Genomic DNA, 14,033 nt, shown 5'->3' with positions numbered 1-14,033 from the left:
CGACGTGCATGCCAACAACAAGCTCTAAAACGGAGTAAGGGAACATGAAACTGAAACTGGTATTGACGACATGCGCAGCTCTTTTTGCCCTTGGTGCCTCTGCTCAGGCGAATGATCTGGTTTTCTCCAGCTGGGGAGGAACAACGCAGGATGCCCAGAAGGCGGCATGGGCCGATAAATTCATGGTGTCGACCGGCATCAACGTGGTGCAGGACGGCCCAACGGATTACGGCAAATTGAAAGCCATGGTCGAGGCGAACGGCGTGACCTGGGATGTGGTTGACGTCGAGGGCGATTATGCCGCGCAGGCAGGCCCGAAGGGCCTGTTGGAGAAGCTCGATTTTACCGTCATCGACAAGGCCAAGCTCGATCCGCGCTTCGTGACGGACTACTCCGTCGGCAGCTTTTATTATTCCTTCGTCATCGGCTGCAATGTCGATGCCGTGGCGGCCTGCCCGAAGAGCTGGGCGGATCTGTTCGACACCGCGAAGTTTCCCGGAAAGCGTACCTTCTACAAATGGTCGGCACCGGGCGTGATCGAAGCCGCTCTTCTGGCCGATGGCGTGGTCGCCGACAAGCTTTATCCGCTCGATCTCGACCGCGCTTTCAAGAAGCTCGATACGATCAAATCCGATATCATCTGGTGGTCCGGCGGCGCCCAGTCGCAGCAGCTGATTGCATCTGCGGAAGCGCCTTTCGGCAGCGTCTGGAACGGCCGTATGACGGCGCTGGAAAAAAGCGGCGTGAAGGTGGAGACCTCGTGGCAGCAGAACATCACCGCGGCGGATTCCCTCGTCGTTCCCAAGGGAACGAAGAACAAGGACGCGGCGATGAAGTTCATCGCGCTCGCCACCTCGGCGCAGGCGCAGGCGGATATGGCGACGGCGACGGGTTATGCGCCCGTCAACATCGAATCCGCCAAGCTGATGGATCCGGAAACCGCCAAGACCCTGCCGGACCAGCAGACGGCAGGCCAGGTCAATGCCGATATGAGCTACTGGGCGCAGCATCGTGACGAGATCGGCGAGCGCTGGTACGCCTGGCAGGCAAAGTAAGACAACGGCGCGGGCTGCGACAGGCGCCCGCGCGATTTTCCACGTCCGGGAGGTTTGGACATGGTTTCGCTTACCGATGAAACAGTCAGCTCGAAGGCGAAGGTGCGGATGCCTTTCCGGCCCGGCAATTTTACCGCTACCCTGCCGGCGCTCATTCTGCTTGTCCTGTTCTTCGTCGTTCCGGTTCTGATCCTGCTGTCGCGCAGCGTCACCGAACCCGTCTTCGGATTGGGCAACTATGCCGCCCTGCTGGGAAGCTCCACCTATCTGAAGATTTTCTTCAATACCTTCGCGGTGTCGGCGCTGGTCACGGTCGTGTCGCTGACGATCGGCTTTCCCGTCGCCTGGGCGCTTGCCATCATGCCGGCGCGGCTCGCCTCCGTCGTCTTTGCCATATTGCTCCTGTCGATGTGGACCAATCTTCTGGCGCGCACCTATGCCTGGATGGTGCTGTTGCAGCGCACCGGCGTGGTCAACAAGACGCTGATGGGGCTCGGCATCATCGATCAGCCTCTGCCGCTGGTTAACAATCTCACGGGTGTGACGATCGGCATGACCTATATCATGCTGCCCTTCATCATCATTCCGCTCTATGGCGTCATCCGCAAGATCGATCCGGCCATTCTTCAGGCGGCGGCGCTGTGTGGCGCGACGCGCTTTCAGGCGCTGACGCGCATTCTCATTCCGCTGGCGGCCCCCGGCATGATTTCCGGCGCGCTGATGGTCTTCGTCATGTCGCTCGGTTATTTCGTCACCCCGGCGCTGCTCGGCGGCACGGCGAACATGATGCTGGCCGAACTCATCGCGCAATTCGTGCAATCGCTCGTCAACTGGGGCATGGGCGGTGCGGCCGCACTGGTGCTTCTGGTCGTGACGCTCACTCTCTACGCCGTGCAGCTCAGATTCTTCGGCGCGGCCGGGGCAGGGGGACGCTGACATGCTTTTGAACTATAACAGCCTCGGCCTCTGGAAATGGCTGCTCCTGCTGATCACGGTGCTGACGGCGGCATTCCTCATCCTGCCGATCGTTTTCATCGCCGCGCTGTCCTTCGGTTCGTCGCAATGGCTGATCTTTCCGCCGCCCGGCTGGACGTTGAAATGGTATGCGGATTTCTTCGCCGATCCGCGATGGCTGGAGGCCGCCTGGACGAGCCTGCGCATCGCTTTGATGGTCACGGTGCTGTCCGTGCTGATCGGACTTGTCGCCTCCTTCGGGCTGGTGCGCGGCCGCTTCATCGGGCGGGGTACGCTTCGCGCGCTGTTCATGACGCCGATGATCCTGCCCGTCGTGGTACTGGCGGTGGCGCTTTACGCTTTTTTCCTGAAGCTTGGCCTTGCCGGTACCACCGCCGGCTTCGTCATCGCCCATCTCGTCGTGGCGCTGCCTTTTTCCATCCTGGCGCTGACCGGCGCGCTCGAGGGTTTCGACAAATCGGTCGAGGATGCGGCGGTGCTCTGCGGCGCAAGCCCCTTGCAGGCGAAAATCCGCATCACGCTGCCCGCCATCAGCCACGGCCTGTTTTCGGCGGCGATCTTCTCCTTCCTCACCTCCTGGGATGAGGTGGTGCTGGCGATCTTCATGGCAAGCCCGACATTGCAGACCCTGCCGGTGAAAATCTGGGCGACGCTGCGTCAGGATCTGACGCCTGTCATCGCCGCCGCCTCCACGCTTCTCATCGCGGTGACCATCATTCTCATGCTGCTTGTCGCGGCTGTGCGAAAAGGACTGAAAACATGACCAAACCGCTCCTGCAGATTCGCGGTATCCGCAAGCAATATGGACCGGTCGTCGCCGTTCAGGACGTCAATCTCGACGTGCAGCCGGGCGAGTTCATGACGTTTCTCGGGCCATCGGGTTCGGGCAAGAGCACGACGCTTTATATTCTGGCCGGTTTCGAACAGCCGACCTCGGGAGACATACTGCTGAATGGCGAGAGCCTGCTGTCGACGCCGTCCCACAAGCGCAATATCGGCATGGTCTTCCAGCGTTATACGCTGTTTCCGCATCTTTCGGTCGGCGAGAACATCGCCTTTCCGCTGAAGGTTCGCCGTAAAGGCAAGGCGGAAATCGATGCCAAGGTGAAGGAGATGCTGCGGCTTGTCCGTCTCGAAGGTTTCGAGGACAGAAAGCCGGCGCAGATGTCGGGCGGGCAGCAGCAACGTGTGGCGCTGGCGCGCGCGCTTGCCTATGATCCGCCGGTGCTTCTGATGGATGAACCGCTTTCGGCGCTCGACAAGAAGCTGCGTGAGGAAATCCAGTTCGAAATCCGCCGCATCCACCAGCAGACGGAAGTGACGATCCTCTACGTCACCCACGATCAGGAAGAGGCCTTGCGTCTTTCCGACCGGATCGCCGTGTTTTCGAAAGGGGTGATCGACCAGATCGGCACCGGACCGGAGCTTTATGCCCACCCGGCGACCCGTTTCGTGGCTGAATTTATCGGCGACAGCGATTTCATCGCCTGCGATCTCCTCGCAAGCTCGGACGGCAAGGCGACGGTTTCGCTCGGGCAGGATATCGTCTTCGATCATGTTCCGATGCATGGTGAGGCCGCACCGGGCAAGAAGGCGGCGCTGATGCTGCGTCCGGAGCGACTGCAGCTCAGCCGCAGCCGGCCGGTCGCGTCTGCCGGTTTTCAGGCCACGGTCAGCGACATCACCTTCCTCGGCAACAACGTTCATGTGGTTGCTCATACCGGTTCGGGTGAACTGCTTGCGGTGCGTCTGCCCTTCGGCCACGAAGCGATTTCCGGTCTTAACCGGGGCGATCTCGTGCATCTCGCCTTCGATCCGGCCTCGGCCCAGGTTTTCTGTTGAGGGACCGGCCCATGCATCTGAATGATCCCACACTTCTAGGTGAAAAAGTGCCCGTGGCCGGCCGCTGGGTCGGCTGCGATGGCCGCGACACGGCGACGATCCGCAATCCCGCAACGGGAGACATCGTCGGGCAGGTTCCTGAACTTGGTGCAACGGAAACGCAGGAGGCAATCGCTGCTGCTGTGATTGCCCAGAAGGCATGGGCGCGCCGCACGGCCGGTGAGCGTGCGACCATCCTGAAGGCGTGGTATCGGCTCGTCATGGAAAACCGTGACGATCTCGGCATGATCCTGACGCTGGAACAGGGAAAGCCACTCGCTGAAGCCAAAGGCGAAATTGCCTATGGCGCAAGCTTCATCGAATGGTTTGCAGAGGAGGCGCGACGGATCAATGGCGAGACCGTGCCCGGCCATCAGCCGGACAAGCGAATTCTGGTCCTTCGCCAGCCGGTCGGCGTGGTCGCGGCCATCACGCCGTGGAATTTTCCCAATGCCATGATTACCCGCAAGGTCGGCCCGGCCTTGGCCGCGGGTTGTGCGGTGGTGCTGAAACCCGCGCCGCAGACGCCGTTTTCGGCGATCGCTCTTACCATCCTCGCCGAGCGCGCGGGCCTGCCGCTCGAACTTTTCAGCATATTGACGGGACCTGCCACGGAGATCGGCGGTGTAATGACGGCAAGCCCGGATATCCGCCTTCTGACCTTCACCGGCTCGACGCGCACGGGCGAACATCTTTACCGGCAATGTGCGCCGACGATCAAGAAACTGGGGCTGGAACTCGGCGGCAATGCGCCCTTCATCGTCTTTGATGACGCTGACCTCGATGCCGCTGTTGAAGGCGCGATCCTTGCCAAATTCCGCAACAATGGCCAGACCTGCGTCTGCGCCAACCGTCTCTATGTGCAGAGCCGTGTCTATGATGCCTTCGCTGAAAAATTCGCACGCGCCGTAAAACAGCTGAAGGTTGGCAATGGGCTGGAGGAGGGGAGCATTCTCGGGCCTCTCATCGACGGGAATGCCGTTGCAAAAGTGGAGACGCATATTGCCGATGCGCTATCAAAAGGCGCAGAGATTGCCACCGGTGGCAGGAGACATGCGCTTGGCGGCAATTTCTTCGAGCCGACGATCCTGCGCAATGTCAATGCCGGCATGCAGGTGGCGCGTGAGGAGACCTTCGGGCCACTCGCTCCGCTCTTCCGTTTCGAGGATGAGGCGGATGTGATCGCGCAGGCCAACAATACCGATTTCGGCCTCGCCTCCTATTTTTATGCGCGTGATCTGTCACGGGTCTTCCGGGTTGCCGAGGCCCTCGAATATGGCATGGTCGGCGTGAATACGGGCGCTATTTCCACAGCCGAGGCGCCTTTCGGTGGTGTCAAAATGTCGGGTCTCGGCCGGGAAGGGTCACGCCACGGCATCGAGGAATATACCGAGCTCAAATATGTCTGTATCGGCGGCATCGGCTGAGGCCGGGCCTCGAAGACGTATGCCTATGCCAGCAGCCCGCGCATGATCAGTTCGAGATGAATCTTCAGAACGGCCTGCCTGTCCAAAATGCGCCGGTCGTTGAAAATCAGCCGAAACACCAATGTTCCGACCATGGGCGACATCACGACCTTGGCTAGTTCGGGAGGATTGGCCCTGAACCTTTTTTTCGCCACGCCTTCCTCGAGGATCGCATCGATGCGCGCAAAGACCGGGGCCATCAACGTGTCATGGTGCTGGTCGATGAGATCGGGGAATTTTGCGCCTTCCGCGAGGATCAGGCGGAACAACTCCCGCATCTTTTTGTTGTCGACGAGAGCATCGAACAGGAATTCCAGCAGCAGGCGAAGCTCCTCGACGGGGTCGTCGGATGTATGCGCATAGGCGTTGAACGCCTCCTGGAATGGCTGGGAGGCGTGCTTGACCATAGCCTCGAAGAGAGCCTCCTTGGTTTCGAAATAGACATAGACCGTCCCTTTCGTCACCCCCACCCGTTCCGCGATGTCTTCCACCCGGGTCGCGGTAAATCCCCTTTTGGTGAATTCCTCGAATGCGGCATCGAGAATTTGCAGCGGACGTTGTATCTTCTGTTCAGCACGTGTCAGTTTTGCTTTCGCCATGGCCCCGGATCCCTATGTTTTTCGGCGCGTGCCCTTCTGTCCGTCGCGATTGGCGGAAATGAGAGTGGTTGCCTATAGCACCGGCGCAAAAACCGAAATGGATTTTTGTGAAGGCGCACGCGTGGCTCATTTGCCGGAACATTTCCGATCGCCCGCAGGAATGTGCCGGACAAAGGAAGAATGATCATTCGGGAGGCCGGCGGGATATCCCGGACAGCTCCCCGATCAGCGGCATAAGAATTTCATTGACTATTCAGTTAGTCAAATATTATAGGATGAGGCGAAGATCAAGAGGTCACCATGAGAACCATTCTTATCGCGGCGGCGCTTGGCGGTATTTTCGCCCTGTCGTCCTGCAGCAATGAAGAGCCGCCGGCTGAAAAGCCGTTACGCACCGTTGACGTGGTCGCGGCTGAGAAAAAGCCTGTCGATCGCGGCAGCGTCATAACCGGTGAAGTGAGGGCAAGGGTCCAGACGGATCTGTCTTTCCGGGTCAGCGGCAAGATCACCGAGCGGCTGGTGGATGTGGGAACGCGGGTCAAGACCGGGCAATTGCTTGCCCGCATGGATCCCGAAGAGCAAAAAGCCGATCTCGATGTCGCGCTCGCCAACCTGCAATCCGCGGAAGCGCAGCAGACGCAGGCGCAGCTGACGTTCGACCGTCAGCAAAGCCTGTTCAAGACGCAGGTGACGTCGCGTTCGGCGGTCGACAAGGCCCAGGAGACCCTGCTCACGACGCAGGGCGCGGTGAGATCGGCGCAGGCGCAGCTCGACACGGCGCGCGATGCGCTCTCCTATACCGAACTCAGGGCGGATGCGGATGGCGTTATCACGGCGCGTAATGTGGAGGTCGGCCAGGTGGCGCAGGCCGCCCAGCTCGTCTTCACGCTCGCGCATGACGGACCGCGCGATGCGGTTTTCGATGTCTACGAATCCCTCTTCCTTGAGCGTGATATCGACAATCTCGTCAATGTCAGCCTTCTGTCGGATCCCACCCGCAGCGTTGCGGCGCCGGTTCGGGAGATTTCTCCGACGATCGATCCGGACAATGGAACGATCAGGGTCAAGGTGGGTCTGAACGGCGATCTGACCATGCCGCTCGGGGCGCCCGTATCCGGCCATTTCCGCTTCAAGCAGGTGGATGCGATTGAGCTTCCGTGGTCGGCGATGACGTCGCAGGATGGTTTTCCCGCCGTCTGGGTGGTCGATCCGCAAACGTCGGAAATCGCCATGCGGCGTGTCGAGGTCGCCGATTATGAGACCGGTCAATTCGTCATCGCCCAAGGGCTTAACCCCGGCGACCTCGTTGTGACCGTCGGGACCAAATTTCTCCGCACCGGTGAAAAGGTCGCCTATGAAAAGGGGCAGGCACAATAATGTCCAGAATATACAGAAGCTTGTTTTTGGCGGCCGTGGTGATTGCAGTTTCCTCCTGTGAGGAGAAGCAGGAAGCCGCCGCCGAGGCGCCGCGCCCGGTGCTTTCCGTCGTCGTGGAAGAGAAGCCGGCCGATGCGCTGCGGCTGACCGGCACGGTGGAATCGCGCATTCAGACCGATCTCGGCTTTCGCGTGCTCGGGCGCATCATCGCCCGCAATGTCGATGTGGCCGATCTGGTGAAGAAAGGCGACGTGGTGGCGTCGATCGATCCGCTGGCGCTCGAGCTTGCGGTGAAGAGCGCGCAGTCCGATCTTTCCAATGCGGAGGCACAACTCGCCAATGCGGTGACGACCGAGCAGCGCCAGCGCGTGCTGGCCGAAGCTCGCAGCGGCACGGAAGCCGCACTCGAAGAAGCCGAACAGGCGACGCGCACCGCCAATGCCGCCGTCGCCAAGGCCCGCGCCAATCTGGACAAGGCCGAGGAGCAGCTGGGTTATGCGCAGCTGCATGCGGAATTTGATGGCGTGGTGACGGCAACCTCGGGCGAAATCGGTCAGGTCGTCTCGGCCGGCCAGACGGTCGTGACCATCGCCCGCCCGGAAGTGCGCGACGTGGTGGTCGACGTTCCGCAATTTGCGGCGCAGCGGCTGGAGATCGGTTCCGCCTTCGAGATCGCCCTGCAGCTCGACCCGAAAATCCGCACCACCGGCGTGGTGCGCGAGATCGCTCCGGAAGCCGAAACGGCGACGCGCACGCGCCGCACGAAGATCAGCCTTCAGGATGCGCCGCCGGCATTCCGGCTGGGGTCCGTCGTCACAGCCTCGGTGCTTGCCGCATCCGAACCGCAGATCACGCTTCCTTCATCAGCCCTTTTGAAAACCGACAATGGATGGGGTGTCTGGATCGTCAATGCCGATACGGCAACGGTGACATTCCGCCCGGTCACGATAGAGGGCGAGCCTGCCGAGGGCGGCAGCGTGCGCATCACCGGCGGCGTCAAGCCCGGCGAGCGCGTTACCAGCGCCGGCGTTCACAAGCTTAGGGATGGACAGGCCATCAGGATCGATCAGGAGGTCCGTCAGTGAAGAAATTCAATCTCTCCGACTGGGCGCTCGAACACCGTTCGCTCGTCTGGTACTTCATGCTGGTTTTCGTTCTTGCCGGCGTTTTCTCCTATCTCAACCTCGGCCGCGAGGAAGATCCGAACTTCACCATCAAGACGATGGTGATCAGCGCGCAATGGCCCGGCGCTTCCGCCGAAGAAGTGGCGCGGCAGGTGACCGACAGGATCGAGAAGAAGCTCGAGGAACTCGACAATCTCGACCATCTGCGCAGCCAGACGGTTGCCGGCCGCACAACGATCTTCGTGGAGCTGGTGCCGGAAACCAAGGCGCGGAACGTCGAGCCGACCTGGGTGCGGGTGCGCAACATGATCGCCGACATCAAGGGCGATTTCCCCTCGGGCGTCGTCGGTCCCTTCTTCAACGACCGTTTCGGCGATGTCTATGGCAATATCTACGCCTTCACCAGCGATGGTCTCAGCCAGCGGCAGTTGCGCGATCTGGTGGAGGATGCCCGTGCGAAGGTGCTGACCGTCGACAATATCGGCAAGGTCGATGTCATCGGCGCGCAGGACGAGACGATCTATCTGGAGTTTTCCACACGCCAGATCGCGGCGCTCGGCATCGACCAGCAGTCGATCATCAAGACGCTGCAATCCCAGAACGCCGTCACGCAATCCGGTTTCGTTAATGCGGGCCCCGAGCGCGTGGCGCTGCGTGTGAGCGGGCAATTCACCTCGGAAGACAGCCTGCGGTCCATCAATCTCCGGGTCAACAACCGGTTCTTCCCGCTGACGGAAGTGGCGACGATCCGGCGCGGTTATGTCGATCCGCCGTCCTCGCTGTTCCGTTTTAACGGTCAGCCGGCCATCGGCCTTGCGATCGGCATGAAAACCGGCGCGAACCTGCTGCATTTCGGCGAGGCGCTGGATGCGCAGATGAAGCGCGTGGTGGCGGATCTGCCTGTTGGCGTCGATGTGCATCGTGTGTCCGATCAGCCGGCCGTGGTCGATGAAGCGGTCTCGGGCTTTACCTCGGCGCTGTTCGAGGCGATCGCCATCGTTCTCGTCATCAGCTTCATCAGCCTTGGCCTCAGGGCTGGCATGGTGGTTGCCGTCTCGATCCCGCTCGTGCTGGCGATCACCTTCGTCTACATGGAATATACCGGCATTTCCTTGCAGCGTATCTCTCTCGGCGCCCTCATCATCGCGCTCGGGCTTCTCGTCGACGATGCGATGATCGCCGTGGAGATGATGGTCGCGCGGCTCGAGGTCGGCGACGATCTCAGGAAAGCGGCGACCTATGTTTATACCTCCACCGCTTTTCCGATGCTGACGGGCACGCTGGTCACCGTCGCCGGCTTCATTCCCGTCGGTCTCAATAACAGCGCGGCGGGTGAATTTACCTTCACGCTTTTTGTGGTGATCGCCGTTTCGCTGATCGTGTCGTGGATCGTCGCGGTCCTGTTCACGCCGCTGCTCGGCGTGACGATCCTGCCAAAGACGATGAAATCGCATCATGAGAAAAAGGGCCGTTTCGCCTCTGCCTTCTCCTGGATTCTCGGCCGGGCGCTGCGCTGGCGCTGGGTGACGATCATTCTCACCATTGCGCTGTTCGGCCTTTCCGTCGGCGGCATGACCCTCGTGCAGCAGCAGTTCTTCCCGTCATCCGACCGCGTGGAGCTGATCGTCGACTGGAACCTGCCGCAGAACAGTTCCATTGCCGAAACCAATCGGCAGATGGCGCAGTTCGAGCAGGAAATGCTGGCCAAGAATCCGGATATCGACCACTGGACAACCTATGTCGGCGAAGGCGCGCCGCGTTTCATCCTGTCCTTCGACGTGCAGACACCTGACGTGACCTTCGGCCAGACCGTCATTGTCACCAAGGGGCTGGATGTGCGCGACAAGGTACGCGCCGACTTGCAGGATTATCTGAACCGGACATTCGTCGGCACCGATGCCTTCGTGAAACTGCTCGATATCGGTCCTCCGGTCGGAAAACCGGTGCAGTACCGCTTGAGCGGCCCTGATATCCAGAAGGTGCGCGAACTCGGACAGCAATTGTCGGGCATTGTCGGCGAACACCGGCTCCTGTCCAACATGGTCATGGACTGGAACGAGCCGACACGCGTGGTGAAAGTGGATGTCCTGCAGGACAAGGCCCGCCAGCTCGGCGTCTCGTCGGAAGACATCGCCAATGCCATGAACAGCATTGTCGAAGGGTCCACCGTCACGCAGGTGAGGGACGATATCTACCTTGTCAACGTGGTGGCGCGGGCGCAGCTTTCGGAGCGCGGCTCCATCGAGACGTTGCAGAACCTGCAATTGCCGGCGACGAACGGCAAGGCCGTGCCGCTCTCGGCGATCGCCAATTTCCGCTACGAACTGGAGCAGCCGACCATCTGGCGGCGCGACAGGATCCCGACGGTCACCGTCAAGGCTGCCATTATCGGCCCGACGCAGCCGGCCACGATCGTCGAACAGCTGAAGCCGAAGATCGAGGCGTTCCAGAAAACGCTTCCCGTCGGCTACACGCTGGAGACGGGCGGCTCGGTGGAATCCAGTGCGGATTCGCAGGCGCCGATCGTCGCCGTCGTGCCCATGATGCTGTTTGCGATGGCGACCATCCTGATGATCCAGTTGCAGAGCTTCAGCCGGCTGTTCCTGGTCTTTGCCGTGGCGCCGACTGCCCTGATCGGCGTCGTCGTGGCGCTGCTCTTCTCCAATGCGCCGATGGGGTTTGTGGCCATCCTCGGCGTGCTGGCGCTGATCGGCATCCTCATCCGCAACTCGGTCATCCTCGTCGTGCAGATCGAGCATCTGAGAAGCGAAGGGGTCTCGGCATGGCGTGCCGTCATCGAGGCGACCGAGCACCGCATGCGGCCGATCATGCTGACGGCGGCGGCGGCCACACTGGCCCTCATCCCCATATCGCGGGAAATCTTCTGGGGTCCAATGGCCTATGCGATGATGGGCGGCATCGTGGTGGGTACGGCGCTTACGCTGCTTTTCCTTCCCGCGCTCTATGTCGCATGGTTCCGCATTCCGCGTGAGGATGACAAGCCGGAGGGAGCGGAAGTCAAGGCGTAGTACCGGACGCGGAGAGAGGGTGCGGCGATACCGCATCCTCTCTCCAACAAAAATATCCGCCGTCGTTGTTCCGGCGGGCAGGATAATGTTAGGAAGGTCGGCTTGGCCGCGAAAGCGGCGGCCGTCCTTTTGCGTTTGGACGGTTGTCTGGTTTGCGTCGATATTGCGGACATATTGAAAGTGCGGAGGGTTTAAAGATGGGCGGGTTGTCGGATTGGCTTGCGGATGCGCAGCCGATCAATCGCAAGAATGCCGCGGAAGCGGTGTTCGATGATATCCGTTCCGCAATTACCTCCGGGCAGCTTGCGGTCGGCACCCGGCTGCCTTCCGAGGCGGATCTTGCGGCACGATATGGCGTCAGCCGGCCGATCATTCGCGAGGCGTTACGGTCGCTCCAGACCCTGGGACTGACGCAGACCCGCACCGGAAGCGGCACTTATGTGATGACGCCGACGCCGCCCTCCGAATTGAATTATGGCGCCTATTCCGCCCGCGATCTGATCGAGGCCCGGCCCTTCATCGAGGTTCCTGCGGCCGGTTGGGCGGCGTTGAGGCGCACCGATGCCCAGCTCCAGGTTTTGCTTGACCTCTGTGGCCGGATGGAAGCCGAAGAAAGGCCGCATCCCTGGGTGCTGCTGGATGGGCAGTTCCATTGCGCCATTGCGGAAGCTTCGGCCAACAGGCTGTTCGCCAAGGTGGTGGCCGATGCCCGTGAGGCGCTGTCCCAACAGTCTGAGATGGTCAACCTGATGGCCGGCCGACGCGTCGCTTCGAATTTCGAGCACCGCCGGATCGTCGAGGCGATCCGGCGGGGTTCAGCGCCCGAGGCGCGGGAGGCGATGGAGCTTCACCTTGGGCAGGTGAAGCAGGTGGTGACGACGATCATCGGCGAAGATCGGCTTCGCCAACCGTGACGGCGGGCAGGTTGGCAAGGTGCCGTGGGCTTAATGCCTGCTGCAATTGCGCATCGGTGAGATAACCGCGTTCCAGAACCACCTGCGGCACCGTGCGGCCACTGGCAAGCGCCTCCTTCGCCACTTCGGTCGCCGCATAATAACCGATCAGCGGGTTGAGAGCGGTGGCGAGACCGATGGATTCCTCCACGCGCTGCGCCATGATCGCCGGATTGGCCACGATGCCGTCGACGCAGCGTTCCGCCAGCGTGCGGCAGGCGGCGCTCAGCTGGCTGATGCTCTGTGAAAGCGCACGCACGATGATCGGCTCGAAGGCGTTCAGCTGCAGCTGTCCGGCTTCGGCCGCCATGGTGATGGTGATGTCATTGCCGATCACCGCATAGGCGACCTGATTGACCACTTCGGGAATGACCGGATTGATCTTGCCCGGCATGATGCTGGAACCCGCCTGAACCGAGGGCAGGGTGATCTCGCCAATCCCGGCACGTGGGCCGGAAGAGAGCAGGCGAAGGTCGTTGCAGGTCTTCGACAGTTTCACGGCAACGCGTTTCAGCACGCCGGAGAGGTGTACGAAGGCGCCGGGATCCTGTGTGGCTTCGATGAGGTCTGCGGCCGTCACCAGCGGGCGTCCGGTCAGTGCCGCCAGATGCTGGCAGGCAAGCGCCGCATAACCGCGTGGCGCGTTCAGCCCGGTGCCGATGGCGGTGGCGCCGAGATTGATCTCGTGCAGCAGTGCGGCGGATTCGATGAGGCGCGCCTGATCCTCTCCCAGCATCACCACGAAAGTGCGGAATTCCTGGCCGAGCGTCATCGGCACGGCGTCCTGCAATTGCGTGCGCCCGATCTTGATGAATTCGGCAAATTCCTGCGCCTTGCGGTCGAAGGCGTCCTTCAGCACGCCCATGGAAGCCGCCAGATCGTCGATTGATTCGATCAGGCCGACATTGACCGCGGTCGGATAGGCGTCGTTGGTTGACTGGCTGAGATTGACATGGTCGTTCGGGTGAAGGCGGGCATAATCGCCCTTTTCGTGGCCAAGCAGTTCAAGCGCACGGTTGGCGATGACCTCATTGGCGTTCATATTGGTGGAGGTGCCGGCTCCGCCCTGAATTTCATCGACCACGAATTGCTCATGCAGCGCGCCGGCGCGGATTTCGCGGCATGCCTCGGCGATGGCTTCCATCCGCTCCTTGTCGATGAGGCCGAGCTCGTGATTTGCGCGTGCCGCCGCCTCCTTCACATAGGCCAGTCCCCGGACGAGATAGGGGTTGTGGCCAATGGTCACTCCGGTGATCTTGAAGTTTTCCACAGCGCGCGCCGTGTGCACGCCCCAATAGACATCCGCCGGAATTTCCTTCGTCCCGAGCAAATCATGCTCCTTGCGCGTCACGCTCACTTTTTCCTCCACTGGCTTTTAAGTGTTGCTATATCTGTAAAGCTGTCTTACAGATTTTTTGACCTTAATTGGGGCAGAGGAGAAGGTCAATCATATCGAATACGCTTGACGAACGGCATTATCTGCCATTATGAGGGGCGAAAATCTGTCATGCAGCTTTACAGCGCGCATGAGCATGCATGCTGGCCATATTCCAGCGCGGACTGTGCCAGTTTCA

At 60.9% G+C, this 14,033-nt stretch carries 11 protein-coding genes; 9 read left to right on the top strand and 2 right to left on the bottom strand.

Going from position 1 to position 14,033, the window contains the following annotated elements:
* Positions 1–44 precede the first annotated feature (44 nt).
* The 5 genes from AC5YUO_RS18675 (at position 45) to AC5YUO_RS18655 (ending at position 5,338) form a co-directional block, all read left to right on the top strand.
* Complete coding sequence (locus AC5YUO_RS18675) at positions 45–1,055, top strand: ABC transporter substrate-binding protein (protein ID WP_496156299.1); 1,011 nt, start codon at positions 45–47, stop codon at positions 1,053–1,055.
* Positions 1,056–1,163: 108 nt separating this feature from the next.
* Positions 1,164–1,991 carry an ABC transporter permease gene (locus AC5YUO_RS18670; RefSeq protein WP_496156517.1) on the top strand — a complete coding sequence of 276 codons (828 nt, stop codon included), beginning with the start codon at positions 1,164–1,166 and terminating at the stop codon, positions 1,989–1,991.
* A 1-nt stretch (position 1,992) separates the two neighbouring features.
* The gene (locus AC5YUO_RS18665; protein WP_400813614.1) at positions 1,993–2,793 is read left to right on the top strand and encodes an ABC transporter permease; all 801 of its coding nucleotides are present in this window, start codon (positions 1,993–1,995) and stop codon (positions 2,791–2,793) included.
* Positions 2,790–3,872 carry an ABC transporter ATP-binding protein gene (locus AC5YUO_RS18660; protein WP_496156298.1) on the top strand — a complete coding sequence of 361 codons (1,083 nt, stop codon included), beginning with the start codon at positions 2,790–2,792 and terminating at the stop codon, positions 3,870–3,872. Before AC5YUO_RS18665 ends, AC5YUO_RS18660 begins: the two co-directional genes overlap by 4 nt.
* Positions 3,873–3,883: 11 nt before the next feature.
* On the top strand, positions 3,884–5,338 hold the full coding sequence (locus AC5YUO_RS18655; RefSeq protein WP_496156297.1) for an NAD-dependent succinate-semialdehyde dehydrogenase: 1,455 nt from the start codon (positions 3,884–3,886) through the stop codon (positions 5,336–5,338).
* A 23-nt stretch (positions 5,339–5,361) separates the two neighbouring features.
* Here the strand turns inward: AC5YUO_RS18655 and AC5YUO_RS18650 are convergent, their stop codons facing one another.
* Positions 5,362–5,976 (bottom strand): TetR/AcrR family transcriptional regulator, encoded by a 615-nt coding sequence (locus tag AC5YUO_RS18650; RefSeq protein ID WP_400813617.1) that lies wholly within the window; start codon positions 5,974–5,976, stop codon positions 5,362–5,364.
* Positions 5,977–6,276: 300 nt separating this feature from the next.
* On the opposite strand from AC5YUO_RS18650, the gene AC5YUO_RS18645 reads away from it, so the two are divergent.
* The 4 genes from AC5YUO_RS18645 to AC5YUO_RS18630 all read left to right on the top strand — a co-directional run bounded on the left by AC5YUO_RS18645 (position 6,277) and on the right by AC5YUO_RS18630 (position 12,420).
* Positions 6,277–7,353: an efflux RND transporter periplasmic adaptor subunit gene (locus AC5YUO_RS18645; RefSeq protein ID WP_400813618.1), complete on the top strand. Its 1,077-nt coding sequence runs from the start codon at positions 6,277–6,279 to the stop codon at positions 7,351–7,353.
* The gene (locus AC5YUO_RS18640) at positions 7,353–8,438 is read left to right on the top strand and encodes an efflux RND transporter periplasmic adaptor subunit (RefSeq protein ID WP_496156296.1); all 1,086 of its coding nucleotides are present in this window, start codon (positions 7,353–7,355) and stop codon (positions 8,436–8,438) included. Before AC5YUO_RS18645 ends, AC5YUO_RS18640 begins: the two co-directional genes overlap by 1 nt.
* Positions 8,435–11,506 carry an efflux RND transporter permease subunit gene (locus tag AC5YUO_RS18635; protein ID WP_496156295.1) on the top strand — a complete coding sequence of 1,024 codons (3,072 nt, stop codon included), beginning with the start codon at positions 8,435–8,437 and terminating at the stop codon, positions 11,504–11,506. Before AC5YUO_RS18640 ends, AC5YUO_RS18635 begins: the two co-directional genes overlap by 4 nt.
* A 197-nt stretch (positions 11,507–11,703) precedes the next feature.
* Complete coding sequence (locus tag AC5YUO_RS18630; protein ID WP_496156294.1) at positions 11,704–12,420, top strand: FadR/GntR family transcriptional regulator; 717 nt, start codon at positions 11,704–11,706, stop codon at positions 12,418–12,420.
* Here the strand turns inward: AC5YUO_RS18630 and AC5YUO_RS18625 are convergent.
* Positions 12,389–13,816: an aspartate ammonia-lyase gene (locus tag AC5YUO_RS18625; RefSeq protein WP_496156293.1), complete on the bottom strand. Its 1,428-nt coding sequence runs from the start codon at positions 13,814–13,816 to the stop codon at positions 12,389–12,391. The genes AC5YUO_RS18630 and AC5YUO_RS18625 overlap by 32 nt on opposite strands.
* Positions 13,817–14,033: the final 217 nt, after the last annotated feature.

Source organism: Agrobacterium sp. LEGMi-208b (assembly GCF_059511785.1).
The sequence above is the reverse complement of the archived record's forward strand: the minus strand, read 5'-3'. Positions and strand labels throughout refer to the sequence as shown.

What these genes read in the sequence shown, in the direction of transcription:
- AC5YUO_RS18655 (WP_496156297.1), top strand. Translation starts at nt 3,884, where the DNA reads ATGCATCTGAATGATCCCACACTTCTAGGTGAAAAAGTGCCCGTGGCC.
- AC5YUO_RS18630 (WP_496156294.1), top strand. Translation starts at nt 11,704, where the DNA reads ATGGGCGGGTTGTCGGATTGGCTTGCGGATGCGCAGCCGATCAATCGC.
- AC5YUO_RS18645 (WP_400813618.1), top strand. Translation starts at nt 6,277, where the DNA reads ATGAGAACCATTCTTATCGCGGCGGCGCTTGGCGGTATTTTCGCCCTG.
- AC5YUO_RS18665 (WP_400813614.1), top strand. Translation starts at nt 1,993, where the DNA reads ATGCTTTTGAACTATAACAGCCTCGGCCTCTGGAAATGGCTGCTCCTG.
- AC5YUO_RS18660 (WP_496156298.1), top strand. Translation starts at nt 2,790, where the DNA reads ATGACCAAACCGCTCCTGCAGATTCGCGGTATCCGCAAGCAATATGGA.
- AC5YUO_RS18640 (WP_496156296.1), top strand. Translation starts at nt 7,353, where the DNA reads ATGTCCAGAATATACAGAAGCTTGTTTTTGGCGGCCGTGGTGATTGCA.
- AC5YUO_RS18650 (WP_400813617.1), bottom strand. Translation starts at nt 5,976, where the DNA reads ATGGCGAAAGCAAAACTGACACGTGCTGAACAGAAGATACAACGTCCG.
- AC5YUO_RS18675 (WP_496156299.1), top strand. Translation starts at nt 45, where the DNA reads ATGAAACTGAAACTGGTATTGACGACATGCGCAGCTCTTTTTGCCCTT.
- AC5YUO_RS18670 (WP_496156517.1), top strand. Translation starts at nt 1,164, where the DNA reads ATGCCTTTCCGGCCCGGCAATTTTACCGCTACCCTGCCGGCGCTCATT.